The organism is Yersinia enterocolitica subsp. enterocolitica, from assembly GCF_901472495.1.
GTDB lineage: Bacteria > Pseudomonadota > Gammaproteobacteria > Enterobacterales > Enterobacteriaceae > Yersinia > Yersinia enterocolitica.
In genome coordinates, this window is the sequence record NZ_LR590469.1 from 1,746,693 (window position 1) to 1,772,501 (window position 25,809).

A 25,809-nucleotide genomic window follows, 5' to 3' on the forward strand; every position below is an offset into this window, starting at 1 on the left:
AAGGGATATGCATTATCGTTATGCAAAATAACTCGTTATCTACCAGTTCAGCTAACATTACGCGCTGCTTCTGGCTGTTTATCGTATTACTGCTCATCACCGTTGGGCTGTATGGCTACAACTATACCAATGCTTACCTGACAGAAAAAAAACATGCATTGAGCTATATTGCCACCGGTTTACAGCAACGTATCGAAGATTATCGGTACCATACCTACCAGATATATGATTTTGCCAATAATCCGAATATCTCTGATAAAAATATTCTTTCTGCCCAAGAAGTGCGTCTGCGCCCTGATATTTACTATATTGAAAAACCGCGCAGAAAAACTGACGCCGTCATTTTTGGTAATCACGAGCCTGCCACACTCGCCATGACCTTGCAGTTGTCAGATTATCTCGACAGCCATTGGGGGGCGCAGAATGATACCTACTCAATGTATTATCTGAACGGCCAGGACAATAGCCTAACCCTCATCACCACTCAGGCCTTAAAGGAAGTCACGTCACGTTTTAAAGAAAGCTACCTGACTGCCGCCGCAGAGTCTCGGCGAGCAGAAATGCTACAACAGGCTAATACATTAGATGAGCGCGAAAGTTTCTCTCCATTGCGGAAATTACGTTTCCAGAACGCCTACTATTTCACGATTCGAACCACCTTCAATCATCCCGGTCATCTGGCGACGGTCATTGCCTTTGATCTGCCGATTAATGACTTAATTCCGCCGAATATGGCGCGTTCGAACTTCCTACTGCAACCGGATAAAACACCGATTAATGAGGGGATGGCACCAGAGGATACCGCCGCTGCCAGCGTGACACTCAATGGCTATTGGGTTGAAATTTCAGCGCCACTAGCCAACGCGTCGTTGAAAATTGTTTATCGTGTTCCGGTGACCGTGCTGGCCATTGATTTGCTGAGAAATAACTTCTGGCTGATCTTGTCCAATATATTGCTGCTGGCTCTGGCTGTTTTGGGGATCTATTTTATTCGTCGCCAATTCGTTCGCCCAAGTACAGATATGCTTGATCAATTAGAGGCGCAAAAATCACTGAGTCAGGAAATTATTACCAGCTTGCCACAAGGGCTACTGGTTTATAATTTCAGTAGTAATGTGGTAGTCGCCAGTAATCAGATAGCCGATAACCTGATGCCTCACCTTAACCTGCAAAAAATTGCCCATATGGCAGAACAGCACCACGGGGTGATTCAGGGCACGGTGAATAATGAAGTTTACGAAATCAGGATGTTCCGCAGTAAGTTTTCGCCTGAAACCTATCTTTTCCTGCTCCATGATCAGGATAAAGAAGTTTTGGTGAATAAACGCTTACAGCAGGCCAGACGTGAATACGACAAAAGCTTGCAAGCCCGTAAACTAATGCTCCATAACCTGGGTATTGAACTGAATCACCCCATTAATAACCTCAATCAAACAGCCAAAGAATTACAAAATACTACTGATCCGGCGGTGCAACATGAATTAGCGCGCAAACTGGCAGAACAATCTGAAAGTATCATTGAGTTAATTGATAATATTACCTTACTAACACGTTTAGAAACTCAGGATTGGCAACCAGAACAACATAGTTTCTCCCTGTCGGCATTAATTGATGGGCTGCTACTGGATGTGCTGCCAGCGATAAATCAGAAAGGGTTAACTCTGTTCAATCATTATCTTGTTGGCCTCGACCAAAATTACATTGGTGATGAAAAAGTATTGCGTAAAATACTTTCATTGCTACTGCATTATTCTGTTATCACGACTGCTTACGGTAAGATAACGCTTAATGTGGATCATGAACCTGGGCACCCGGAACAACTGATTATTCAAATTACCGATACGGGTGTGGGCATTTCTGATGAAGAGATCAGTAATCTTAATTACCCTTTCCTCAGCCAAACATTGGCCGACAGATACAATCACAGTTCAGGGTTAACATTCTTTTTATGTAACCAATTATGTAAAAAATTAAACGGTCAATTAGAGATTCGTAGCAAAGTTGATATAGGTACTCGTTATACAATCCGGGTTACGATTGCTATCCAAAATGAGCAGGAGGAGGAACAAGAGAAATTATTGGATGGTGTCACGGTATTATTAGATATAACGTCGGAAGAAGTGCGTTCTATAATCACAACATTATTGAATTCCTTTGGCGCTAACTGCATCATCGTCGATGACCGCTTGCCGGGCCGAGACTATGATGTGACGGTGACTGATAACCCACAACACTATGATAACTATACTTTATTACTTGCATCTGACGAACCAGGAATGCAGCAGTTGCAGGATAATTATATTCGGGTAAATTATAATTTAGGAAGTGCAGTCATTGATGCAATATTATTATTAATCGAACAGCAGATTTCATCTGATGAACACATTGAAAAGCCTGAATCCATTGCTGCTGATGATATAAATGCTTACGAGCAACAACTAAAATCCAGTGACTATTATTCCTTATTTGTTGAGACAGTACCAGTAGATCTGAAGAAACTGTATACTGAACTTCAGCAACGTGATTTCATATCGCTTTCGCAGACCGCACATCGATTGAAAGGCGTATTTGCTATGTTGAATTTGCTTATCGGCAAACAACTGTGTGAAACATTAGAACAGCATATCGCAGATGGCGATCGGTTGAAGATCGAAAATAGCATCAGTCAAATTGATTCTTTCGTCACCAGACTGTTGCAGCAAGGTAACCCATAACCATGAACAACCTTAATGTAATTATTGCTGATGACCATCCAATTGTGTTGTTTGGCATCCGAAAGTCACTTGAGCAAATCGAGTGGGTAAACGTTGTCGGGGAGTTTGAAGACTCCACAGCGCTTATTAACAACTTGTCTAAACTCGATGCCAACGTGCTAATTACTGACCTCTCCATGCCTGGAGATAAGTACGGTGATGGCATCACATTGATAAAATATATAAAACGACACTACCCAGATTTAGCCATAATAGTACTAACGATGAATAATAACCCTGCTATTCTTAGTTCAGTTTTGGACTTGGATATTGATGGGATTGTACTAAAACAAGGCGCTCCTGCTGATTTACCTAAGGCTTTGGCAGCATTACAGAAAGGGAAAAAATTCACCCCTGAAAGTGTGGCTAAGCTGTTGGAGAAAATCAGCGCTAATGGCTATGGTGACAAACGTTTATCACCGAAAGAAAGTGAAGTTTTACGGTTATTTGCTGAAGGTTTCCTGGTAACTGAAATTGCCAGAAAACTGAATCGCAGCATCAAAACCATCAGTAGCCAGAAGAAATCGGCGATGCTGAAACTGGGCGTGGATAATGATATTGCCCTGTTAAACTACCTTTCCTCTGTCACTATTGGCCAAGAGAAAGAATAACTTCTGTTCCCCAACCCGGCATTGCTCAGCAGTGCCGGGTTTATTATCCCCTTCGTACTTGAAGTTGCAGCGGTGTTAGCTACTCTCATTCACCCGAATCACTTACCTGTGTAAGCTCATCGGGATTCATTCGCTTGCTGCCTACCTGCAACTCCAATTACTTTGGGTATATATTCCTATTTCTGCTTTAACGGGTTTTTCGCACCTTATCGCCATAATATCGCAGCATCTGGCGCAAAGTATCCAATGTTACCGGCTTAGATAAACAGTTATCCATACCTGCTTCAATACAGCGCTGCTTACCTTCGGCCAAGGCATTAGCCGTAACACCAATCACCGGGAAATGATGATTCAGTTCTCGCAGGCGATGAGTCAGGCGATAACCATCCATATTCGGCATATTCACGTCAGTTAGCACAATATCGACACTATTTGTACTCAACACCGCCAGAGCATCCAGCCCATCATTCGCCGTAATGACCCGATAACCTAAAGCTGTCAATTGATCAGCCAACAACCGCCGGTTGATAGGGTGGTCATCCACCACCAGAATGAGCAGATCTGCATTCTCATCCAGATTGGTTTTCGGTGCGGGCAACGCCAGTGGTGTGTCCTCAACGACTTGCTGATCCAGCAATATGTGATCCAATAATGGGATAATTTCCAGCAATGTGGATGTGCTAAGCAACCAATAACCTGGGCGAGTCTCTTGTGGCAAACCAATATGTTCAATGGATAGCTGAATCCATGTCGATAGTGGCGCGTTTATTTGTGGTAAATAATCACATATAAGCACTTGATCCTGCAATGTTTGTTCATTGCTATAGCGTTGGATAGTCGCACCGAAGTGACTTAACAGATCGAGTAAATAGCTCTCAAGACGAGCATTACGGATATCCAGCCACAGTATTTTTCCTTGCCAGCGCTCACTCTTCGGCAAGACTGCATTTTGGACATGATGTTGAACTCCTTTCAGATACAAGGGAATACGAATAGCAAAAATGCTGCCCATCCCCAGCTCTGAAATCACTTCAACATCGCCGTCCATCAGGTTGACCAATTTCTCACAAATTGCTAACCCTAATCCGGTTCCTTGGAAATGGCGCTGTACCCCGGTTCCCACCTGGAAGAACGGATCAAATAGCTGATTTATCTCACGTGAATTTATCCCCACACCGGTATCGCGCACACGGAACTCCAGGTAATAGCCACGTACCCTTACTTGCAAAATGATGCAACCGGTGTCAGTAAATTTAATCGCGTTATTGAGTAAGTTAGAGATAACTTGTTGTAGGCGAACCGCATCACCCAACATCAGCCGTGGAACATCGGCCTCAATAAAGCAGTAAAGGCCCAAACGCTTTTTCACCACCAGCGGTAAATAGTTCGCCGTGATATGTGTTATCACTTCTACAGTGGAAAACTCACTTGGCTCAATTTTCAGTTGTTCGGATTCTATTTTGGAGAAGTCGAGAATATCACTGATAATTTTGAGCAATAACCCTGACGAGTTGTTCATCGCCGTCACCAGACGCTCAACACCCTGAGGTAATTCTTTGGTTTGCAATAAATCTAGGTTACCAATAATGCCATACAGCGGAGTACGCAGCTCGTGGCTGACCGTTGCCAAAAACATCGATTTTGATTGGCTGGCCTGCTCCGCCGCTGCCGCCATTTCCTGCAATGACTCCTCCATTTTTACGCGTGAACTAACATCTACCAGCACACAAATCGCTACATCTTCATTACGGTAGCGCGAGTGAACGAAGCTGATTTGTAGATTGTTGTTATTACTGGTCATCACATCGACAAAATTCGCCTGTTGCTCACAAATAATGCGCGTAATACGTTCACGATCCTCATTGGTCAGCAAGTTAATATAGTTATGTGCTAATTCGTTACTGAGGATATTGGTGCCGTCACTGATTCGCAGAATGGAAATACCCACCGGAGCAGAGGCCACAATTTTACGGTTAAATTGCTCATGTTCTTCCAAGCGCAAGGCATTATCTTCAGCCGGATGGAACATTTTTCGCTCAAACAACCAGGCCAAGGTAAATATGACCACCGCAGAAAGAGCATTTAGCAATAACGCATTAAAAATTAATAGCTTGAATATCTCTATTATGGTTTTGACCGGCAAGGAATAGGCAATACTTAGGGGGGACGGCAGTAAATTCTTTTTCAGCAAAAGATAATTATAATCGTCCACATAGCCAAAGTAAGAGGGAGTATCTGGGTAGTCATCCAATATCGAGGCATAGCGTTCACCCGTCGCCAGACGTAATACTGGCTCATTATTTTGATCCAGCAAAGTCACGCCAATGGGTAACGGGCCGGAGGAGATAAAATCTTCCAGACGAATAGTCTGTTCCGTGCCGACTAATGCTTCTAACTTATTCCCCACATAAAGCGGGCTAAGCACATATAAGGTGCCTATTTCAGGACGAACACCGGGGACTATCCAATATAGTGGGCCATCTTTATCCTGATTATTGGCCTCACGATACCGTGCAATATGCTCACTCAGCGACTTAAGTAAGCTTTCTTGTTCCATCGGAACATTGCGAATATCGAAGTCCACCATGCACATGGTGTCACTGCCAATAAAAAATATCCGATTAAGATCATAGGCAGCAGCGAAGTTCTCTTTCCAATACAAAATAAGATTGCTGAGAGAATCTAATGATGAATGGCGAGACGAGTTAAGTGTGGCACAATCGGCTTCTGAATTGAGTGGGTAATATTTGGGCGTGGTTTTGTTTTTAATAAAAGCGCCCGCCGCAATATCACTGCTCGCAGTATTGTGATTAAGCCTGTTTTCCGCCATATATTTGATATCACGAATAATGTCGGAAGAGTGCCTAATGTAGTTCTGCGCCTGCTCAAAGTTAGTATTATATTCCTGACGAATATCGGATTTTTTCTCGTTAAGAATGTTCAGGATATAAAAAGTGGTCAGCAGTGCGCCGAGTGACCATAACATGACCGCCAATACCCGAAATAGGTAGCGGGAGATTTTCAGCGTCGTGCGAAATGAAGAAAGATATTTCAATCTGATACCATGATGAAAGCATCGCCGGGCAGGCTGCGTAATAACAGAATACACTACCCATGACTCATTAAAAAGTCAGCATAAAAAAGCCAGCTCGTAAGCTGGCTCCTATTTCATTTACGCATTATTGTCATCGTCTTCTGCTTCGTCAGCAGCATCTTCATCTTCTGGTGCATTCAGTGCAGCATCTTCCTCGCTGCCCTCTTCACCTTCTAATGATTCACCCTCAAGGATGTCATCATCCTCTTCCGGCTCAGCTACACGTTGCAGGCCAACGACATGCTCGTCTTCAGCGGTACGGATAAGTGTCACACCCTGGGTATTACGCCCCACAACACTCACCTCTGATACGCGGGTACGTACCAGTGTACCGGCATCGGTGATCATCATGATTTGGTCAGTCGGCGCGACTTGTACCGCCCCAACAACCTTACCATTACGCTCACTGACTTTAATGGAGATAACCCCCTGAGTCGCACGGGACTTGGTTGGATATTCTTCCACTGCGGTACGTTTACCGTAACCGTTTTCAGTCACAGTCAGGATTTCACCATCGCCACGAGGGATGATAAGAGAAATAACCCGATCGTCGCCATTGAGGTTGATACCGCGTACACCGGTCGCGGTACGGCCCATCGAACGGACCTGCGACTCAGGGAAGCGAACCACTTTACCCAATGCAGAGAACAGCATGACTTCGTTAGTGCCATCGGTCAGATCGACACCAATCAGTTCATCGCCTTCATTCAGATTGACGGCAATAATACCGGCACTGCGTGGACGGCTAAACTCGGTCAGTGCGGTTTTCTTCACGGTACCGCTGGCGGTAGCCATAAAGATGTGACGACCTTCTTCGTATTCCCGCACCGGCAGAATGGCGGTGATACGCTCATTTGGCTCCAGCGGCAACAAGTTGACGATCGGACGACCACGTGCGCCACGACTGGCCTCCGGCAACTGATAGACCTTCATCCAATAGAGACGGCCACGGCTGGAGAAGCACAAAATAGTATCGTGGGTGTTGGCGACCAGCAGGCGATCAATGAAGTCTTCTTCTTTGATACGCGCAGCCGATTTACCTTTACCACCACGACGCTGAGCTTCGTAATCAGACAGAGGTTGGTATTTGACATAGCCCTGATGGGACAATGTCACAACCACATCTTCCTGATTAATCAGGTCTTCAATATTGATGTCAGAGGTATTCGCTGTGATTTCAGTTCGACGCACGTCGTTATATTGCTCTTTAATAGCAACTAACTCTTCACGGATAACTTCCATCAAGCGCTCTGGATTTTCCAGAATAAAGATCAGCTCGGCAATGACAGTCAGCAGCTCTTTATACTCATCCAGCAGTTTTTCATGCTCCAGGCCGGTTAGTTTCTGCAAACGCAGATCCAAAATCGCCTGAGCTTGCTGCTCGGTGAGATAATATTTGCCGTCACGGATACCGAACTCAGCTTCCAGCCATTCAGGGCGGGCAGCATCACCACCGGCACGTTCCAACATGGCGGCAACGTTACCTAACTCCCATGAGCTGGCAATCAAGCCGGCTTTCGCTTCGGCAGGTGTTGCTGCACGGCGGATCAACTCGATAATCGGATCGATGTTAGCCAGTGCAATAGCCAGCGCTTCAAGGATATGCGCGCGGTCACGTGCTTTACGCAGTTCAAAAATGGTACGGCGAGTCACCACTTCACGGCGGTGGCGCACGAAAGCAACCAAAATGTCTTTCAGGTTAAGCAACTTAGGCTGCCCTTGAGACAGAGCCACCATATTGATACCGAAAGTCACCTGCAATTGCGTCAGAGAATAGAGGTTGTTCAGAACCACTTCCCCGACAGCATCACGTTTGATTTCAATCACGATACGCATGCCGTCTTTATCAGACTCATCACGCAACGCACTGATGCCTTCTACGCGTTTTTCTTTAACCAGCTCGGCGATTTTTTCAATCAACCGCGCCTTGTTCACCTGATACGGGATCTCGTGAACAATAATGGTTTCGCGACCGGTTTTAGCGTCAGCCTCAACTTCAGCACGGGCACGGATATACACCTTGCCACGGCCAGTACGATAAGCTTCTTCAATACCACGGCGACCATTGATAATCGCAGCAGTTGGGAAATCTGGCCCCGGGATGTACTCCATCAACCCTTCAATGGTGATGTTTTCATCTTCGATATAGGCCAGACAGCCATCAATAACCTCAGAAAGGTTATGCGGCGGAATATTGGTTGCCATACCGACAGCAATACCTGACGAGCCGTTAACCAGCAAGTTAGGGATTCGGGTTGGCATTACGGCAGGAATTTGCTCCGTACCGTCATAGTTCGGCACGAAGTCGACGGTATCTTTTTCTAAGTCCGCCAACAATTCGTGAGCAATTTTAGACATACGGATTTCGGTATAACGCATCGCTGCGGCGGAGTCGCCATCAACGGAACCGAAGTTGCCCTGCCCATCCACCAGCATATAGCGCAGTGAGAACGGCTGGGCCATACGCACAATTGTGTCGTAGACCGCGCTGTCACCATGCGGGTGATATTTACCGATAACGTCCCCGACTACACGGGCCGATTTTTTGTATGGCTTATTCCAGTCATTACCCAGTACATTCATCGCAAACAGTACGCGACGGTGCACCGGTTTCAGTCCATCCCGGACATCTGGTAACGCACGTCCGACAATAACGGACATCGCATAATCCAGATAGGAGCTTTTCAGCTCTTCCTCGATGTTGACCGGTGTTATTTCTCTGGCAAGGTCGCTCATTGAGCCGCTATCCCTCTACTAATTACCGGATTTAAAGGTACGAAACTATATCACAAATCGCAGATTTTGGCGAAACTACGTGATGTTTGTCGAAACGACTTTATGTCGAGCTTATCCGCCTAACTTAACGGTATTATTCTGCGTCAATTGGAAGGGAACATGTATAATCTGCGCAAAGAAACAGAACAGTGAGAACTCTCCATGCGTGTAGATAACACCGCTAGCCATCAGAACGTCGATGAACAAGAAATCGCCAAGTTTGAGGCAGTTGCCTCCCGCTGGTGGGATTTAGAAGGTGAATTCAAACCTCTTCATCGCATTAACCCGCTGCGTCTTGATTATATTTTACAGCGCGCTGGCGGTATTTTTGATAAGAAAGTGCTGGATGTCGGTTGCGGTGGTGGCATTTTAGCTGAAAGCATGGCGCGTGAAGGTGCGCAAGTTACCGGGTTGGATATGGGTTACGAGCCGCTGCAAGTGGCTCGATTACATGCACTGGAAACCGGTACCAAGCTTGATTATGTTCAGGAAACAGTCGAAAGCCACGCGCAAAAACACCCGCAGTATTACGATGTTGTAACCTGTATGGAGATGCTCGAGCACGTCCCAGATCCTGCTTCGGTTATTCGCGCCTGCGCACAACTGGTCAAACCCGACGGTCACGTTTTCTTTTCGACCATTAATCGCAATACCAAATCGTGGCTGATGGCCGTGGTTGGTGCGGAATATGTATTGAAGATGGTACCGAAAGGCACCCATGATGCGAAAAAGTTTATCCGCCCGTCAGAACTGATTGGTTGGGTGGACCAAACCCCACTGCGCGAACGCCATATTATTGGATTGCATTACAATCCGATAACAGACCATTTCAAGCTGGGCCGTAATGTTGATGTGAATTATATGGTGCACACTCAACGAGATGAAGCATAAAGCATTGGTTATTACTGTCAGGGAGTCAGTCACTTGACTGCTCTCTGATGGAGCACATTGCCTTAATGTATTCATTTTTTTGTGTCATCGCGCACCATTTTGTCGCTTTATACAGCGTATATCATGAAATTCGGCAGAAACCGTCTTTTTGAACCAAAAAAGCGATAAGTTATGCCGTTTTTTGCTTATGTTTAATAAACCGGCAAACAGTCAATTTTTTAAAATTTTCGGTAAAATCTTATCCCCCAGAGTGTCGGGCAGCGAGCCCCAGTAATGACGCCGCCTGTGAGCCTTTCGTAACAATTCACCCCCAAGTTATCCACACAATTTAGCGATCTTGTTCACTTGCCAAAAGTCTCAATACTCACTATCTTGTTATCTATCCACTACCCACCCCCTATATATTGTGTTTACATACTGAACAATACACTACGACCTCAGTGATTATCTTAATCATGGAGTGCGTAAATTTGTGCTGTATAGACACTGAGTAAGGGGAACAAAGGTCACGAACACATGAACCAAAGCCTACTTGTTACTAAACGCGATGGCAGTAAAGAACGCATCAATCTGGATAAAATCCACCGGGTCATCGACTGGGCCGCGGAAGGTTTACATAACGTCTCAGTATCTCAAGTAGAATTGCGTTCACACATTCAGTTTTATGATGGCATTAAAACTGCTGATATTCATGAAACCATTATCAAAGCTGCCGCCGATCTTATCTCGCGCGATGCACCGGATTACCAATATCTGGCCGCGCGTCTGGCTATCTTCCATCTGCGCAAAAAAGCCTATGGTCAGTTTGAACCGCCAAAATTATTCGCCCATGTGACGAAAATGGTGGAGATGGGTAAATACGATAAACATCTGCTGGAAGATTACACCGCAGAAGAGTTCGAACAGATGGACACTTTCATCGACCATTGGCGCGATATGAACTTCTCCTATGCTGCTGTTAAGCAGTTGGAAGGCAAATATTTGGTGCAAAACCGCGTCAGCGACGAGATCTATGAAAGTGCCCAATTCCTGTACATTCTGGTTTCCGCCTGCTTGTTCTCTAATTACCCGCGCGAAACCCGAATGGATTACATCAAGCGTTTCTATGATGCTATCTCTACCTTTAAGATCTCATTGCCAACGCCAATTATGTCCGGCGTCCGCACCCCGACCCGTCAGTTCAGTTCTTGCGTGTTGATCGAGTGTGGTGACAGCCTGGATTCCATCAATGCCACTTCCAGCGCCATTGTGAAATATGTGTCACAACGCGCCGGTATCGGCATCAATGCGGGCCGTATTCGTGCACTGGGTAGCCCAATTCGCGGCGGTGAAGCTTTCCATACCGGTTGTATTCCGTTCTATAAACACTTCCAAACTGCGGTGAAATCCTGTTCGCAGGGGGGGGTACGTGGTGGTGCCGCCACGCTGTTCTACCCGATGTGGCATTTGGAAGTTGAAAGCCTGCTGGTGCTGAAAAACAACCGTGGGGTGGAAGGCAACCGCGTGCGTCATATGGATTACGGCGTACAAATCAACAAACTGATGTATCAGCGCTTGCTGAAAGGTGAAGATATCACCCTGTTCAGCCCATCTGATGTTCCAGGATTGTATGACGCGTTCTTCGCCGATCAAGACGAATTTGAGCGCCTTTATACTCAATACGAACAAGATGACAGCATCCGTAAACAACGTGTCAAAGCGGTTGAGTTATTCTCTTTGATGATGCAAGAACGTGCTTCTACTGGCCGTATCTATATTCAGAACGTGGATCACTGCAACACCCACAGCCCGTTTGACCCGAAAATTGCGCCGGTGCGCCAGTCAAACCTGTGTCTGGAAATTGCTTTGCCAACCAAGCCGTTAAATGACATTAACGACGAAAATGGTGAAATCGCGCTCTGTACCTTGTCGGCGTTCAACTTGGGTGCCATTGATAGCCTCGATGATTTAGAAGACTTGGCAGTGCTGGCTGTACGCGCGCTGGATGCCTTGCTGGATTATCAAGACTACCCAATCGCCGCGGCAAAACGCGGTGCAATGGGTCGCCGTACCTTGGGCATCGGTGTGATTAACTTTGCCTATTATCTGGCGAAAAATGGCGTTCGTTACTCCGATGGCAGTGCCAACAACCTGACTCACCGCACCTTTGAAGCTATTCAGTACTATTTGCTGAAAGCTTCAAATGAACTGGCCCGTGAGCAAGGGGCTTGCCAGTGGTTCAACGAAACCACCTATTCACAGGGTATTTTGCCGATTGATACCTATAAGAAAGATTTGGATACCATCAGTGACGAACCTTTGCATTACGATTGGGAAACGCTGCGTAAGGATATTCAAACTCACGGCCTGCGTAACTCCACGCTGTCAGCACTGATGCCTTCCGAGACATCCTCGCAGATCTCCAATGCCACCAATGGTATTGAACCACCACGCGGCTATGTCAGTATCAAAGCCTCGAAAGATGGTATCCTGCGTCAGGTTGTCCCTGAGTATGAGCGCTTGAAAGAGGCTTATGAACTGCTGTGGGATATGCCAAATAACGATGGTTATCTGCAACTGGTTGGTTTGATGCAGAAATTCGTCGACCAGGCGATTTCAGCTAACACCAATTATGACCCAACCCGCTTCCCGTCAGGCAAAGTGCCGATGAAGCAGTTGCTGAAAGATTTGCTCACCACCTACAAATTTGGCGTAAAAACCCTTTACTATCAAAACACCCGCGATGGTGCTGATGATGTGCAGGAAGATATCCAAAGTCAGCCGGGTGATGACGACTGTGAAGGCGGTGCATGTAAGATCTGATTTTGAGTTCAGGCCCTCCCGATGATCCCACAAGGGGTCATCACGGGCCTATCTTCATTTGCCCTTTGCTGTCCCTGAGGAAATCATGGCCTATACCACTTTTTCGCAAAATAAAAACAACCAGTTACTCGAACCGATGTTCTTTGGTCAATCCGTCAACGTGGCACGTTTCGACCAACAAAAACACGCTATTTTCGAAAAACTGATTGAGAAACAACTCTCGTTTTTCTGGCGTCCGGAAGAAATTGATGTTTCCCGCGATCGTATTGATTACAACGCCCTGCCAGATCACGAAAAACACATTTTTATCAGTAACCTGAAATACCAAACGTTGCTGGACTCCATTCAGGGCCGCAGCCCTAACGTCGCCCTGTTGCCGCTTATCTCTATCCCTGAGCTGGAAACCTGGGTTGAAACCTGGTCATTTTCAGAAACCATTCACTCACGTTCTTACACTCATATCATCCGTAATATCGTTAACGATCCGTCGATTGTTTTTGATGATATCGTGACCAACGAAGAGATCCTCAAACGCGCAAAAGATATCTCAGCCTATTATGACGATCTGATTGAGATGACCAGCTACTACCATCTGCTGGGGGAAGGTACTCATCAGGTCAATGGTAAACCCGTGGTGGTTAACCTGCGTGAACTGAAAAAGCAGCTTTATCTGTGTTTGATGAGTGTGAATGCGCTGGAAGCTATCCGTTTCTATGTCAGTTTCGCCTGCTCCTTTGCCTTTGCCGAGCGCGAACTGATGGAAGGTAATGCCAAAATCATCAAGATGATTGCCCGCGATGAAGCCCTGCATCTGACCGGTACTCAACATATTCTTAATCTGATGCGCAGCGGTGAAGACGATCCGGAAATGGCTGAAATTGCTGAAGAATGTCAGCAACAATGCTATGACCTGTTTGTTCTGGCCGCACAACAAGAGAAAGAGTGGGCAGAATATCTGTTCCGTGACGGCTCTATGATTGGTCTGAACAAAGAAATCCTGTGCCAATATGTGGAATATATTACCAATATCCGCATGCAAGCCGTGGGTCTGGGCATACCATTCAATACCCGCACCAACCCCATTCCGTGGATCAACTCTTGGTTAGTGTCTGATAACGTGCAAGTTGCGCCACAGGAAGTTGAAGTCAGCTCTTATCTGGTCGGTCAGATTGATTCAGAAGTCAGTGCTGATGACCTGAGTGATTTCGAGCTGTAATCCATGAAATCTATTATCAAGTTGAGCACCACCGGTGCTCAACTTAACCGCCCCGCGAACAGCCGTAACTTGCTAGAAACGCTTGAATATCATCAGATACCCATCGAATACCAATGCCGCTCTGGCTATTGCGGTTCTTGCCGCCTGCGCTTGCTCAAAGGCGAAGTGTGCTATTCGCAGCAACCTTTAGCTTTTATTCAGGCCGGCGAGATCCTGCCCTGTTGTTGTCAGCCAAAGGGCGATATTGAAATCGAGCTTTAATATACCCGTCATACTTCAAGCTGCTTGTGCGTTGGCTGCCTGCGTTACTTGGCCCGTCCATGGGCCTTGCCTCTGTGAGGCCGCTGCAAACAGCGTTCAAATCGGTTCCCGACCAATTTGTTGCTCAGTTGCCGCCTTCCTGCAACTCGAATTATTTAGGGTATCAAATAGATAAATCAGCCAATCGGATTTCACCTATAATCAGCCTGTTGAATAGATGATATTTTTGCATCTGGAATTAAAATCATAGGGAGAAAAGATGAAAAGACTGTCAATCGCCATAACCAGCCTGTTAATGGCCGCCTCTGCCAGCACTATTGCCGCTACTGAGCCGCCACTTAATCAACAACAGCCGTTAGAAAAGATTGCGCCTTATCCTCAAGCTGAAAAAGGCATGAGCCGCCAGGTCATTTTCCTCGAGCCACAAGAAGACGAAAGCCGCTTCAAAGTTGAATTGCTGATCGGTAAAACCATTGAAGTTGACTGCAACCGCCATATGCTCGGTGGCAATCTGGAAACCAGAACCTTGTCTGGCTGGGGCTTTGACTATTTGGTGATGGATAAAATCTCCGAACCGGCCTCAACCATGATGGCTTGCCCGGATAACACCCGCCGTCCACAATTTATCGCCGCCAATCTGGGTGATGCCGCTATGCAGCGCTATAACAGCCGCTTGCCAATTGTGGTTTATGTACCGCAGGGCGTTGATGTGAAATACCGGATTTGGGAAGCAGGAAAAGACGTTAGAAGTGCGCAGGTGAAGTAATTTACATCTCCATATCCTGCATTAGCCTTGTCAAAATACCCATTCAACTGAGTGGGTATTGAAAAGCAGTGGATTTTGACTCTCATGAATTAGTACCTAATAACGATTTACGATCAACCCATCAGAACTAAAAGGTGATACTTGATGTGGAAGATGGATAGTTTCAGATCCACGTTCAGGGTTATCAAAATAAGACGTTGCGTCAATCAGCGGGACAATATCGTCATAAATAAAGCAGGTATCCGCCAGCATCGGTTCAGTGTCTGCCAAAATAAAATCCTGAGCATCAAGTTGCTCAATATCCAATCCATCCAGATACATTAAGCTGATACTTTTACCCTCCGAGCCAAACTCAATATCTACACCTTGAATAAGAGCCAATCCATTAATAACCATTGCACGTCTTTTGGTGACTGATAACTCAGTGAAATTCCGAATTCCAACCGCACTTAAATCAATTTTATCAATGCCATGCCTAAATCCACGAACGGTATTGCGATAATCAGATTGACCTTCCTGCTGAATCACAACGAAAGTGCTGGGTTCAGCATTATCCCGTTGATAAACAGTGCCCAACAATGAAGCCACCATTTTACCTTGGGCATTGGTGCGTAAAGTGATACCCCCTGCGCCGCCATTCAGCAAAATATCGGTTGCCTTACGGGCGGGGTTATCCATTGATTTGCTGCTATCAACATAGTGGACAGGCGCGGTAAAGGTATCCTGAAAGTTAAAATGATGGGCCTGCAATGCGGCAACCTGTTGGCCTCCGATAGTTATTATTTGACCATCAGCTAGTTTGATCTGAACATCACCCCGCCGTTGTTGTAACCGTAATTCGCTGAATCCTTTTTCCGCAAAGCCAACTAAGTTAATGACCTCACGTTTGTCTGCCTCAAAGTTAATAATGCGGTCATGCCCCTGTGGCCGTTTACGCACCACAAATATCTCTTTGCCCGCGCCTCCTTCCAGGGTATTTCTACCTCGCCCACCATCAAGCAAACTATTATTCCGGCCTGCGGTTAAAACATCGTTACCATCACCACTCACTATATTATGAATCGTTTGCGGGGAGTTAATCGTCAGAGTTGTCCCGCCAAGGTTTGCCTCTCCAGTCACTAAATTGATCTTCACAGCGCCTGACATAGCCGCAGCATTCAACGTATTTCGGCCACCGGCCACACCATTAATTGCATCATTTAAGATGGCTCGTGTGGGTTGCTCTGCAACCTGGGCGGCAAACTCATCAGTATAAAAATAGACATCATCAGCGCCAGTTTTGTGACCAAAGAGTCGTAGTGACCAGCGATTGAGCTTGATGGGTAAACCCTCTTTGGCATCTTTAACTACCAATTTCCACTGGCCGGTAGAATCTTCTCCACGATAATGTGTCGACATAAAGGTATAGTTAAATTCACCGGATAGTGCGCTGCCCATATCGGTATCGTTGACCGCTGGTTTTTTCCCAGCCCGATCTAACAAAATACTTTCGCTGCCACTCGGCGAAATTAGTTTCACCGTCAAATCGCCCAACCGCCCCACAGCAGCACTGACATCAACCTCTACCTGTTCAACATTCAAGCCACTTGTCATAGTCATCGATGAGGTATCAACCCCCCCGGCATACAGCCGTTTCCACGTAGCGTAATAATGACTTTTTTCCAGACTTTGTTGGTTAGCATCGGTATTTTTACTCATCCAACTTTCTGCCAAACGCACTGCCGCCCGCGCATCGACCATACCAAAACCATAATCATGGCTTATCTGCATCCCGCCGCCATTCCAATTTTTGGCATTATTAATACGCCACTGGGTGGCCGGATCATTCACCTTACGAGCCGACAAGGCGAGGATCTGTTGAACATCGCGATAACCCAGATTCGGATTGGCTTGCAGCATCAGCGCGGCAATACCGGAGACCATCGGCGCGGCAAAACTGGTACCTTGTTCGGTGCTGTATTCGCTACCAAAGACGGCCCCGCGCTCTGCTTTTATTTGGTGGCCGCTGGAAAGCACTCGGTTGCCAGGCGCGGAGACCAGTAAACTGGCACCGGGATTGGAGAAAGGTGGTGAGCGAGTCTGGAGTGTTGAAAGATCAGTCGGAGTGCTGATTGCACCGACCTGAATAGCAAAACGACTATGACTCATCAGCGAGCCTTGCGTGCTGCCCCCCCTGCTCGCGTTGATTCCCGCCCGCAGTCACAATAACGGTGCCTAACCCCCCACGACCATTGGCCGCCGCATAATGTAGTGTCGTGTTGAGGAGGTTTGGCAGATTAAGCGCCCCACCGGCGGTATGGCTCAGCGCAAAATCAGGTTGGGAACTCCAGCTATGGTTAACCACATCATAGCTGGACATTTTACCCAGAGTGGTCATATCTGCACCATTATTGCTCAGGTAATGGCCGCCCAAGGTCGCATCATAAGCCACCCCGACCCCACCGACACCATTTCTGGTGGCGGCCATCACCCCAGCAACCATAGTGGCATGATTGGAAACATCGGTGGCTAGTGTACCCGCGCTGTTTTGTGTTGCCAGCCAGATGGGGTCAACATTGGCAGCTAAATCAGGGTGTTGAATATCGAAAATCTCTGGCCCAGTGGCAAATGGCCCACCAGGTTCAAATTGCCCCATTCTTATGCCTTTACCGGTATAATCCTGCCATACGGGTATCACATTGATATCATTTAAATAAGTTTGTTTGGCAACAAAAGGATCGTGGGGAATATCGGGTGTTAATAGCGTCACCGTCCCCCTCATTCCTGCCGACTCCCCCGAGGACAAATCAACCACAGAAATCGCCGGATCGCCGCTGCTACTCTTCACCTCATATTTAAAACTCATTACTCCAGTGAATGTGCTACCAGGTGTGAATACTACATCCTTTTGAAGATTAAGTTTGACCGTGCCGCCCACCGCATCGCCGACCGCAGATAGGTAGCCAGGCGTTTCGCCATTAAACTGTAAATCATTGGCGAGCAAGCTGGCAGCGGGAATACGCTGCGCCCAGCGCCGATGAAAGGTTCTGCCTGGTTGACTCAACGACAACACATCATCGACTGGAATAATATTATTGGTATTCAGATCTACCGCAGAGATATCAGCAAAATTCAATTTTTGAATATTTTTCAGGGCCAGAGTGCCATCACGACCTGCCACTTTATCCCTTATCTGAAAGCCGCTATCAGTACGAGTAATGGTGTAATCCGCATAGCTGCCATGCAATGCCACCAGATTGATCCCCCCGCCACCATCAATCTGTGCATCGCCGTGTCCCGCTTCAATCACATCATGACCTTCATTGCCGTAAATCCTGTCCGCACCGCCACCGGCATAGATAATACTGCCTTGCTCTGAGGCATAAAGGGTATCGCCCTGTGATCCGGCATAAATAACCGCTTTGCCACTACCACCAATAATGAGATTCTTGCCACTGCCACCCGCCAACACGTCATTAGCGCCACCGCCGACCAGCGTGGCATTACCTTTACCGCCTTTAATAAACACACTGTTATTGCCGCCACTGACAATAATGTCGTCACCATCGCCGCCCTGCGCAATAGTAATACCGCTGCGCGCCATATTCAGCGCCACCCCTTTTTTACCCGCAATCAGCACCGTATCGCGGCCACCATTGCCTTTAATATTGTTCGTGTCATCACTGGCGCTGATAACAAACACATCGTCACCGGTGTTACCAATATAGGTATTACTACCACCGCGCCCGACTAACCAACTGCCCGACGCACTCGCGCTTAACCTGTCATCGCCGTGGCCGCCATAAATATTATTGACTTTTAGCTCATCTGCGAACAATACATCGCCGCTATTAGTGAGTTCAACATAAGCGGTGGTGGTTGTTTCACCGGTGGCAGAATGAATCAATGCCCCGTCAGCATCTTGCTTGAGAATGCGGTTACTCACCGGCGAACTGGCAAAATTCACCGCCAGTACCTCGTGTTTTCTGCCTCTGATAGAAAACACGCCACGAGCCATCACCCGATTACCATTACGGTTATCATCCTCGATGGCGTTGGCTTTGACTTTAATTTGCGTAATTCGCCATTCATCCAGCGTTTTTAGCTCACCCGGATCAACCTTGCCATTATGGGAGGCATCCTGCCAAATCCGTAATTTACCCCAAACCGGATCATGTTTATCAATCGCGCCATTACCATCGGCATCCTCACTGGCCAGCGCGGCAAAGCCATTGGTATAGCGTTTTTCCCCCGGCTGGCCATTCACGCCAGCCGTGCCACCGTAATATTCCGAATACATCTGGCTGATATTGTCGATTTTCCCGCTGCCATTATCGAGCACCAACATGCCGGTATCCGGCGCTGCCCAACCGGTGCGTTTTAAGCTGCCGCTGTTATCGGTATCAAACAGCACACCATCTTCAATGCCGGTCATGGAAACCCCCTTGCCAGTTAAATCCAGTAGCAGTGGGTCAACATAGGTATTGACGGTGGTTTGCGCGGACAGACTATTGAGTGTCGCCGCATCAAATAAACCGGTTTCCGGCAGTATGTAACTGGGTCGTTCCAGATAATAATCCGATAAATAACGGCTGGGCTGCACATTGGGGTCAAGCTGGACTTCTCCCGGGCGAATACCGCCCGATGCCATGCCGCCCATCTGCACCGAGGTAAAATCGGTTTTATCTAAGCTGCCGTCAGTAAAGGAGAAACTGTGAGTGGGTTTATTCACCAGATAGCCATTGGTGACATCGCGCCGCGCTTGATCTTCATCGGCAATGCGCTGAACAGGTTGTGGGGTTGGGCTGATATTGATATCAAAATTGCACTGCTGGGGTAAAACGGTGGTAGTTTGGTCGAAGGCAAAGAGTTGGCTGGTGCTGCTTTTGGCTAAGGCCCAATAGCCAAGGAGCGAATCAACTCTGTCAAACCATTCGCGTGAGGATTGCCGGATACCATCCGGGGCCACTTTCGCGGATAAAGCCATTTTTTGGTAGGTATCTGCTGAGAGCCGTAGCTCTTCTTTTGGCTTGCCCGCCGCATTCAACACCCACTGCCAGTATATTGGCTGACTTCTTTCGTCAATCGCTCTGAATACTGGGTCTAACGTCCAGGCCTTTGAAGGCAATCCATGTCTTTTAAGCTCTTCATTGTGAAATTGCCCTGCCTGTTTATGGTCGATATCACCATAGATAATTCCTGTTGGGCTATCGTCCAGCCTCTTTTGCTGGGTATTAAGATAGCCATGCGCCATATCATAGCGAATATGCTTGAGCCGCATTTCAGTTATCGGCTGATTGTGACTGGCGGCAACGCTCTCTAAATAGTGGATGGCCATGGCACCGGCGATAGAATCCCCCCTGACCACACCATTGGCTAATATGGCATAGCGATCGCCTTTGCTGGCTAAAAAATCATACATCGGGCCGGGGTCTTTACTCTCCTTATTGGCTTCCAATAATTGCCGGGCGCAGGCCAGATCGGCGGCATTAAGTTGTAACTTACCTGCATTGCTATTTTGCTGTAGCATAATTATCTTCCTTAACGTTTAATATGCGATAAAAGAAACTGCTGAGTACTACTGACAATGGCTTGCCACTGTGGTAACTTTTCTGCTGTAAAAGAAACCTCAATAAGTGAGCCAATTTCCGGCATCACAAAAAGGGCCTCACACCTGTAATACCTTTTCTCCAACGGGAGCCAGACACAATCAAATATCACTGATATCCTCCCGTTAACTTCCGCCCAGTAATAACTATTAATATTCTTATCAAACCAATAAGGCCAATAAGGATCATTTTTATCTGGCGGAGGGTCTCTATTTAATTTTTTGGTAGCTTTAACAAAAAACAACCCTAACTTATCGATATAAATAACTGGATCAAAAGTTCTATCATTTTGTTTTCTTAGAAAAAAGTCACGCTTATAGGTGATATCAGTATCAGAACGTTTAAATGGTCTGACACTTATAATTAGCCCTTCATACTCCAGTCTTTGCTCATACCACAGATTCTGATCCCCCGGTTGCATATCCGGCCAGCTGGCGATCATTGGCAGCACCACAAAATTAGCGCCACAACCTTTTTTATTATAAATAAAATTGGGATCCCAGGCGCTGGCACCCTCATATTCCGCCCAGTAGATAATATATTCTTTAGGCACTTCCATTACATGACCATTAAATTTACCGCAAACAAAACCGGGGCGATTCTCAGCAAAGCTGAGTGGAGATATTATTAAAATAAACAGCATTAAAAATAATGGTATTAAATTTCTCATTAGAGTTTTATTATTTAATCGTCTATTTATAATTATCTCAGGAGACATAATTATCTTCCTTAACGTTTAATATGCGATAAAAGAAACTGCTGGGTACGGCTAACAATGGCTCTCCATTGCGGTAATTTTTCTATGGTAAAAGTCACTTCAACCAGTGAGCCTATTTCCGGCATCACAAAAAGGGCATCACAGATATAATATCTCTTCTCTAACGGCAACCACTGACAGTCAAATACCACCGGCACTTGCCCGTTAACTTCTGCCCAGTAATAACCATTAATATCCTCATCAAATCGATAAGGATCATTTTTTTCCACTGGGGGAAATCTAGCTATCTTTCGAGTTGCCTCAACAAAAAACAGCCCTAACTTATCGATATAAATAACTGGATCAAAGGTTCTATCATTTTGTTTTCTTAGAAAAAAGTCACGCTTATAGGTGATATCGGTATCGGATCGTTTAAATGGCTCGACGCTGATTGCTAATCCCTCAAACCTCAGCCTTTGCTTATACCACTTCGATTTATCCCCCGGCTGCATATCTGGCCAGCTGGCTATCATTGGCAGCACCACAAAATTAGCGTCACAACCTTTTTTATTATAAATAAAATTGGGATCCCAGGCGCTGGCCCCCTCATATTCCGCCCAGTAAATAATATAACGGTCAGGCACTTCCATTACATGACCATTAAATTTGCCACAAACAAAACCGGGGCGATTTTCGGCAAAAGTTAGCGGTGAAATAATCAATAACATGATTTTAAATAACGAAATTAAATATCTAACAATAAATTTATTCATTAATACCATCCATGTATATGTTTATTCCATATCGAGATTTAAGTCATTTTAATATAAGTAATTAAAATGACTTGTACGTAATTAAGCAGATAAAGTAAAAATAGCGTGGATATAAAAGCAAAACAAGAGATAAAATAAAACCACAGAAAAATAACAAATAAAAATCAGGATAATAAATAATATGCGCTTAATAAAAAAGGCGCAATTTAAAATATGCGCCTTTTTTATTAACAGAAACTATCGATTAACTACAAAACCTCAACCACCTCCAGCCAACCATGCTGTCCACAAACTGGGCTGCCTTTCAGCCAGCGGCGCAACATATCTAATGCCAGCATGGCACTGCTTTCCTGACGAATGCGCAAACCATGTCGGCTGGCCTGATAACGCACCGTCTGGGCAAAAGTTCCATCAGGGGTATGTAGTGCAACACTCAGACAATCATTTTGCATGGCACTCACTGCCAACACCACCTGCGCACCACACAGCATCGATAATGATTGCGCGCGGCCCGCCACCTCGGCTAATGACTCCTGGCAATGCGCCGGTAACAACTCGCCTCCCGCCAAAGGTGCGGCGGCGCTTTGTAATTGCCAGTGCAGCAAGCCAGCGGTAAATTGTTCGCTGACGGCTAATAACAGCCCGCGTTGAGTCAATTGCTCAGTCAGCAACGCCGGTAAGCCGCGCGTGCCTTCAAATATTGTGCTCTCGCCCGCCACTGCCCTGACCTGCTGCCAAACCTCTTCCATCGCCGCTTGTTGCGAAGCTGGCCCGGTGAGTTTCAGCTCAATAATAGGTGCAGATGAACGATAGCCCAGCACCGCGCCGTCCGGGAGTGGCAGTGAGTCTAACTCAAGTGCCAAATCACTTTCTGAGCGGCCAAAGGTGGTCAGGCGCAGGCACAATGGTGGCTCTGCCACATCAAAATGTTGACGTAAACGCGGCATAATCTGCTGTTCAACCATCACCTTAAATTCTGACGGCACACCGGGGGTGAAAAACATCAGGCACTTATTGAGCCGTAAAGCGAAACCGCAGGCGGTTCCAACTGGGTTATCCAGCATTTCGGCATTCGCCGGAATATGGGCTTGTTTACGGTTAGTCGATGACATCACACGGCCGCGCTCTTGAAAGAAAGCTTCCATCCGCGCAATCCATTCCGGATGCTCAATCAGTTCCGTCCCGGCAGCACGCGCCGCCGCCAACGCGCTCAAGTCATCACTGGTCGGCCCCAAACCACCGTTAACAATCAGCACATCGGCAACCTGGCTCCGCTCCGTCAGTACCTCAATAAGAGCGGAAAGTGAATCACCGACGGTTTCCCGGCTGCTGATTGGCAATCCCTGATTAAATAAATAATCTGCCAGCCATGCCGCGTTAGTATCAATAATCTGCCCATGCAGCACTTCATCCCCGGTACTCAACATCTCAACTCTGATCATTTTCTTCTCCGTTGGCGCTTATACATTCACTTTATGAAGCTCCCTGCCTAAACACAATCGCTATCCATTATCGGAATGAATAACAATGGTAAAAGTCTATATTTCAACACGCCGAAAATCGTAATGATAAGTTTACATCAATCGTAACGCTGGTTTGACACAAATATCCCAATCCATTATCCTCTTTCGCTCAATAATTCCAATAAATTGTCATGTAGTAGAGGAAAGCGTGAAGAATCGCACTCTGGGCAGTATATTTATCGTTGCTGGCACCACTATTGGTGCTGGTATGCTGGCAATGCCACTGGCGGCGGCGGGAGTCGGTTTCGGCGTCACCCTCGCACTATTAGTTTTTCTTTGGGTATTAATGTGTTACACCGCATTATTGTTGGTAGAAGTCTATCAGCACGAAGCGGCAGATACTGGGCTTGGTACTTTAGCTAAGCGCTATCTCGGCAATCGGGGGCAATGGCTCACCGGTTTTAGCATGATGTTTTTGATGTATGCGCTGACTGCCGCCTATATCAGCGGTGCCGGTGAGTTACTGGCAACCAGCATCAGCCAATGGACTCAACAATCATTTCCGACCTACCTTGGCGTATTGTTGTTTACCCTCGTGGCCGGCGGTGTGGTCTGTATTGGCACTCATTCTGTTGATTTATTTAACCGCATCTTATTCAGCGCCAAAATTATCTTCCTGATTGTGATGCTGGCACTGATGATGCCGCATATCGAAAAAACCAATTTATTGACGCTACCGCTGGAGCAAGGGTTAGCGCTTTCTGCTATTCCGGTGATTTTCACCTCATTTGGTTTTCATGGCAGCGTGCCCAGTATTGTCAATTATATGGGTGGCAATATTCGCAAACTGCGCTGGGTGTTTATTATCGGCAGCGCCATCCCATTAATTGCGTATATTTTCTGGCAGTTAGCGACATTAGGCGCTATTTCCTCCCATACTTTTGTCGGAATATTGGCGCAGCAAGCCGGTTTGAATGGTCTATTGCAAGCCGTACGCGATGTGGTGGCCTCCCCTCATGTTGAGCTGGCCGTTCACCTGTTTGCCGACCTGGCGCTGGCAACCTCATTCCTCGGGGTCGCCTTGGGTCTGTTTGATTATCTGGCCGATTTATTTAAACGCCGTAATTCAGTACGAGGCCGCCTGCAAACTGGCGCAATTACCTTTGTACCGCCGCTACTATTTGCGCTGTTTTACCCACGTGGTTTTATTATGGCGCTGGGCTTTGCGGCGGTCGCATTATCAGTATTAGCATTAATCCTACCCGCGATGCTGGCGTGGAAAGCACGTAAAATCCATCAGGGGAATTATCGCGTTTGGGGCGGGAAACCGGCGTTGGCCGCAGTATTTGCTTGTGGCGTTCTGGTGATTGGCATTCAGGTAGGGATAGTGACCGGCGCATTACCAGCAGTCGGCTAATTCAGCCCATAAAGACAAAAAGGCGCATATCCTGTCTGGAATGCGCCTTTTTTACAGAAAATAGTGTTAAATCAGAATGCTAAACCCGCGCCGATATACACACCATCCGCTACGCGATTATCCCGATGCCCGTCTTTACCTTCCATATTGATATAGCGATAGCCGACATCAACAGTTAATGGGCGGAATACATTCCAGCGCAGGCCGCCATTAGCTTCACTGTAGGACTTCATCCCACTGGTCAGCTCTTCAGGGGCGAAATAGCCTTCACCGTACAGAGTGAATGATTTACTGATCGGGTAAGTTAACCCACCGCCAATGGCGACTGCGCCACCACTGCTGCCATCTTCCGGTGACATATATATGCCTTTACCGCCAATAGTTGCCATCAATGGGCCAAGCGGGAGATTGAAGCCCAAGCCCAGGCCATAAATATCGCCATCATGGTCACTACGCGCCCAGTTGCCGCTAATAGCCAACCCACCGGTGTTAGTGCCCATACCGAACCCTAGGTTGGTGTAATCACTGCCAACTTCACCATTCAAGCTTATTGCATTGGCAGATCCCGCCACAAACAGCAAGCTAGCTGCGCATGCGATTAAGTGCTTTTTCATATTGTTCTCTCATTATTCTTGATGTTACCTGTGAGCAAACTCTGGCTGACAGGCGCTTCCCACACCGAGTTTAACTGAAAAAAACAGC

The 25,809-nt window shown here is 46.7% G+C and carries 14 protein-coding genes and 1 pseudogene; 8 read left to right on the plus strand and 7 right to left on the minus strand.

Translation table 11 applies throughout. The features are described 5' to 3' along the window. Positions 1 to 20: 20 nt before the first annotated feature. Both rcsD and rcsB read left to right on the plus strand, forming a co-directional pair. The gene (gene rcsD / locus FGL26_RS08310; RefSeq protein ID WP_005171557.1) at positions 21 to 2,714 is read left to right on the plus strand and encodes a phosphotransferase RcsD; all 2,694 of its coding nucleotides are present in this window, start codon (positions 21 to 23) and stop codon (positions 2,712 to 2,714) included. 2 nt (positions 2,715 to 2,716) lie between these two features. Then, a complete protein-coding gene (rcsB, locus tag FGL26_RS08315) occupies positions 2,717 to 3,364 on the plus strand; it encodes a response regulator transcription factor RcsB (RefSeq protein ID WP_005159308.1) in 648 nt (215 codons plus the stop codon). A gap of 187 nt (positions 3,365 to 3,551) precedes the next feature. Here the strand turns inward: rcsB and rcsC are convergent, their stop codons facing one another. Together rcsC and gyrA are read right to left on the minus strand one after the other, a co-directional pair. Beyond that, a complete protein-coding gene (gene rcsC / locus FGL26_RS08320) occupies positions 3,552 to 6,419 on the minus strand; it encodes a two-component system sensor histidine kinase RcsC (protein WP_005171561.1) in 2,868 nt (955 codons plus the stop codon). A gap of 117 nt (positions 6,420 to 6,536) precedes the next feature. Beyond that, positions 6,537 to 9,194: a DNA topoisomerase (ATP-hydrolyzing) subunit A gene (gene gyrA / locus FGL26_RS08325; protein ID WP_005171564.1), complete on the minus strand. Its 2,658-nt coding sequence runs from the start codon at positions 9,192 to 9,194 to the stop codon at positions 6,537 to 6,539. Between the two features lie 201 nt (positions 9,195 to 9,395). On the opposite strand from gyrA, the gene ubiG reads away from it, so the two are divergent. From ubiG to eco, 5 genes are all read left to right on the plus strand, one after another. Beyond that, positions 9,396 to 10,124, plus strand: coding sequence for a bifunctional 2-polyprenyl-6-hydroxyphenol methylase/3-demethylubiquinol 3-O-methyltransferase UbiG (gene ubiG / locus FGL26_RS08330; RefSeq protein WP_005171566.1), 729 nt, complete (start codon positions 9,396 to 9,398; stop codon positions 10,122 to 10,124). A gap of 516 nt (positions 10,125 to 10,640) precedes the next feature. Continuing rightward, positions 10,641 to 12,926, plus strand: a complete 2,286-nt coding sequence (nrdA, locus tag FGL26_RS08335; protein ID WP_138060229.1) for a class 1a ribonucleoside-diphosphate reductase subunit alpha — start codon at positions 10,641 to 10,643, stop codon at positions 12,924 to 12,926. Between the two features lie 85 nt (positions 12,927 to 13,011). Beyond that, positions 13,012 to 14,142 (plus strand): class Ia ribonucleoside-diphosphate reductase subunit beta, encoded by a 1,131-nt coding sequence (gene nrdB, locus FGL26_RS08340; protein ID WP_005171583.1) that lies wholly within the window; start codon positions 13,012 to 13,014, stop codon positions 14,140 to 14,142. Positions 14,143 to 14,145: 3 nt separating this feature from the next. Further along, positions 14,146 to 14,403 carry a class I ribonucleotide reductase maintenance protein YfaE gene (yfaE, locus tag FGL26_RS08345; RefSeq protein ID WP_005171586.1) on the plus strand — a complete coding sequence of 86 codons (258 nt, stop codon included), beginning with the start codon at positions 14,146 to 14,148 and terminating at the stop codon, positions 14,401 to 14,403. 259 nt (positions 14,404 to 14,662) lie between these two features. Next, complete coding sequence (gene eco, locus FGL26_RS08350; protein ID WP_005171589.1) at positions 14,663 to 15,169, plus strand: serine protease inhibitor ecotin; 507 nt, start codon at positions 14,663 to 14,665, stop codon at positions 15,167 to 15,169. A 96-nt stretch (positions 15,170 to 15,265) separates the two neighbouring features. On the opposite strand, the pseudogene FGL26_RS21845 reads toward eco, so the two are convergent. The 4 genes and pseudogenes from FGL26_RS21845 to FGL26_RS08370 all read right to left on the minus strand — a co-directional run bounded on the left by FGL26_RS21845 (position 15,266) and on the right by FGL26_RS08370 (position 23,669). Continuing rightward, positions 15,266 to 20,678 (minus strand): annotated as a pseudogene (locus tag FGL26_RS21845) (S8 family serine peptidase). 11 nt (positions 20,679 to 20,689) lie between these two features. Next, the gene (locus FGL26_RS08360; RefSeq protein WP_032902902.1) at positions 20,690 to 21,475 is read right to left on the minus strand and encodes a hypothetical protein; all 786 of its coding nucleotides are present in this window, start codon (positions 21,473 to 21,475) and stop codon (positions 20,690 to 20,692) included. Between the two features lie 11 nt (positions 21,476 to 21,486). After that, complete coding sequence (locus tag FGL26_RS08365; protein ID WP_005171598.1) at positions 21,487 to 22,227, minus strand: hypothetical protein; 741 nt, start codon at positions 22,225 to 22,227, stop codon at positions 21,487 to 21,489. 248 nt (positions 22,228 to 22,475) lie between these two features. Then, positions 22,476 to 23,669: a nicotinamide mononucleotide deamidase-related protein YfaY gene (locus tag FGL26_RS08370; protein ID WP_005171600.1), complete on the minus strand. Its 1,194-nt coding sequence runs from the start codon at positions 23,667 to 23,669 to the stop codon at positions 22,476 to 22,478. A 229-nt stretch (positions 23,670 to 23,898) separates the two neighbouring features. Between FGL26_RS08370 and tyrP the strand changes: the two genes are divergently transcribed. Continuing rightward, entirely contained in the window at positions 23,899 to 25,107 is a 1,209-nt protein-coding gene (tyrP, locus tag FGL26_RS08375) for a tyrosine transporter TyrP (RefSeq protein ID WP_005171603.1), read from the plus strand. Positions 25,108 to 25,178: 71 nt separating this feature from the next. Here tyrP and FGL26_RS08380 read toward each other — a convergent pair whose 3' ends face one another. Beyond that, positions 25,179 to 25,721 (minus strand): YfaZ family protein, encoded by a 543-nt coding sequence (locus tag FGL26_RS08380; RefSeq protein WP_005171605.1) that lies wholly within the window; start codon positions 25,719 to 25,721, stop codon positions 25,179 to 25,181. Positions 25,722 to 25,809: the final 88 nt, after the last annotated feature.

Bases quoted from the DNA above. Each gene is read 5' to 3' on its own strand.
- ubiG (WP_005171566.1), top strand. From the start codon at position 9,396: ATGCGTGTAGATAACACCGCTAGCCATCAGAACGTCGATGAACAAGAA.
- FGL26_RS08370 (WP_005171600.1), bottom strand. From the start codon at position 23,669: ATGATCAGAGTTGAGATGTTGAGTACCGGGGATGAAGTGCTGCATGGG.
- yfaE (WP_005171586.1), top strand. From the start codon at position 14,146: ATGAAATCTATTATCAAGTTGAGCACCACCGGTGCTCAACTTAACCGC.
- nrdB (WP_005171583.1), top strand. From the start codon at position 13,012: ATGGCCTATACCACTTTTTCGCAAAATAAAAACAACCAGTTACTCGAA.
- FGL26_RS08380 (WP_005171605.1), bottom strand. From the start codon at position 25,721: ATGAAAAAGCACTTAATCGCATGCGCAGCTAGCTTGCTGTTTGTGGCG.
- gyrA (WP_005171564.1), bottom strand. From the start codon at position 9,194: ATGAGCGACCTTGCCAGAGAAATAACACCGGTCAACATCGAGGAAGAG.
- FGL26_RS08365 (WP_005171598.1), bottom strand. From the start codon at position 22,227: ATGAATAAATTTATTGTTAGATATTTAATTTCGTTATTTAAAATCATG.
- rcsD (WP_005171557.1), top strand. From the start codon at position 21: ATGCAAAATAACTCGTTATCTACCAGTTCAGCTAACATTACGCGCTGC.
- FGL26_RS08360 (WP_032902902.1), bottom strand. From the start codon at position 21,475: ATGTCTCCTGAGATAATTATAAATAGACGATTAAATAATAAAACTCTA.
- rcsB (WP_005159308.1), top strand. From the start codon at position 2,717: ATGAACAACCTTAATGTAATTATTGCTGATGACCATCCAATTGTGTTG.
- eco (WP_005171589.1), top strand. From the start codon at position 14,663: ATGAAAAGACTGTCAATCGCCATAACCAGCCTGTTAATGGCCGCCTCT.
- nrdA (WP_138060229.1), top strand. From the start codon at position 10,641: ATGAACCAAAGCCTACTTGTTACTAAACGCGATGGCAGTAAAGAACGC.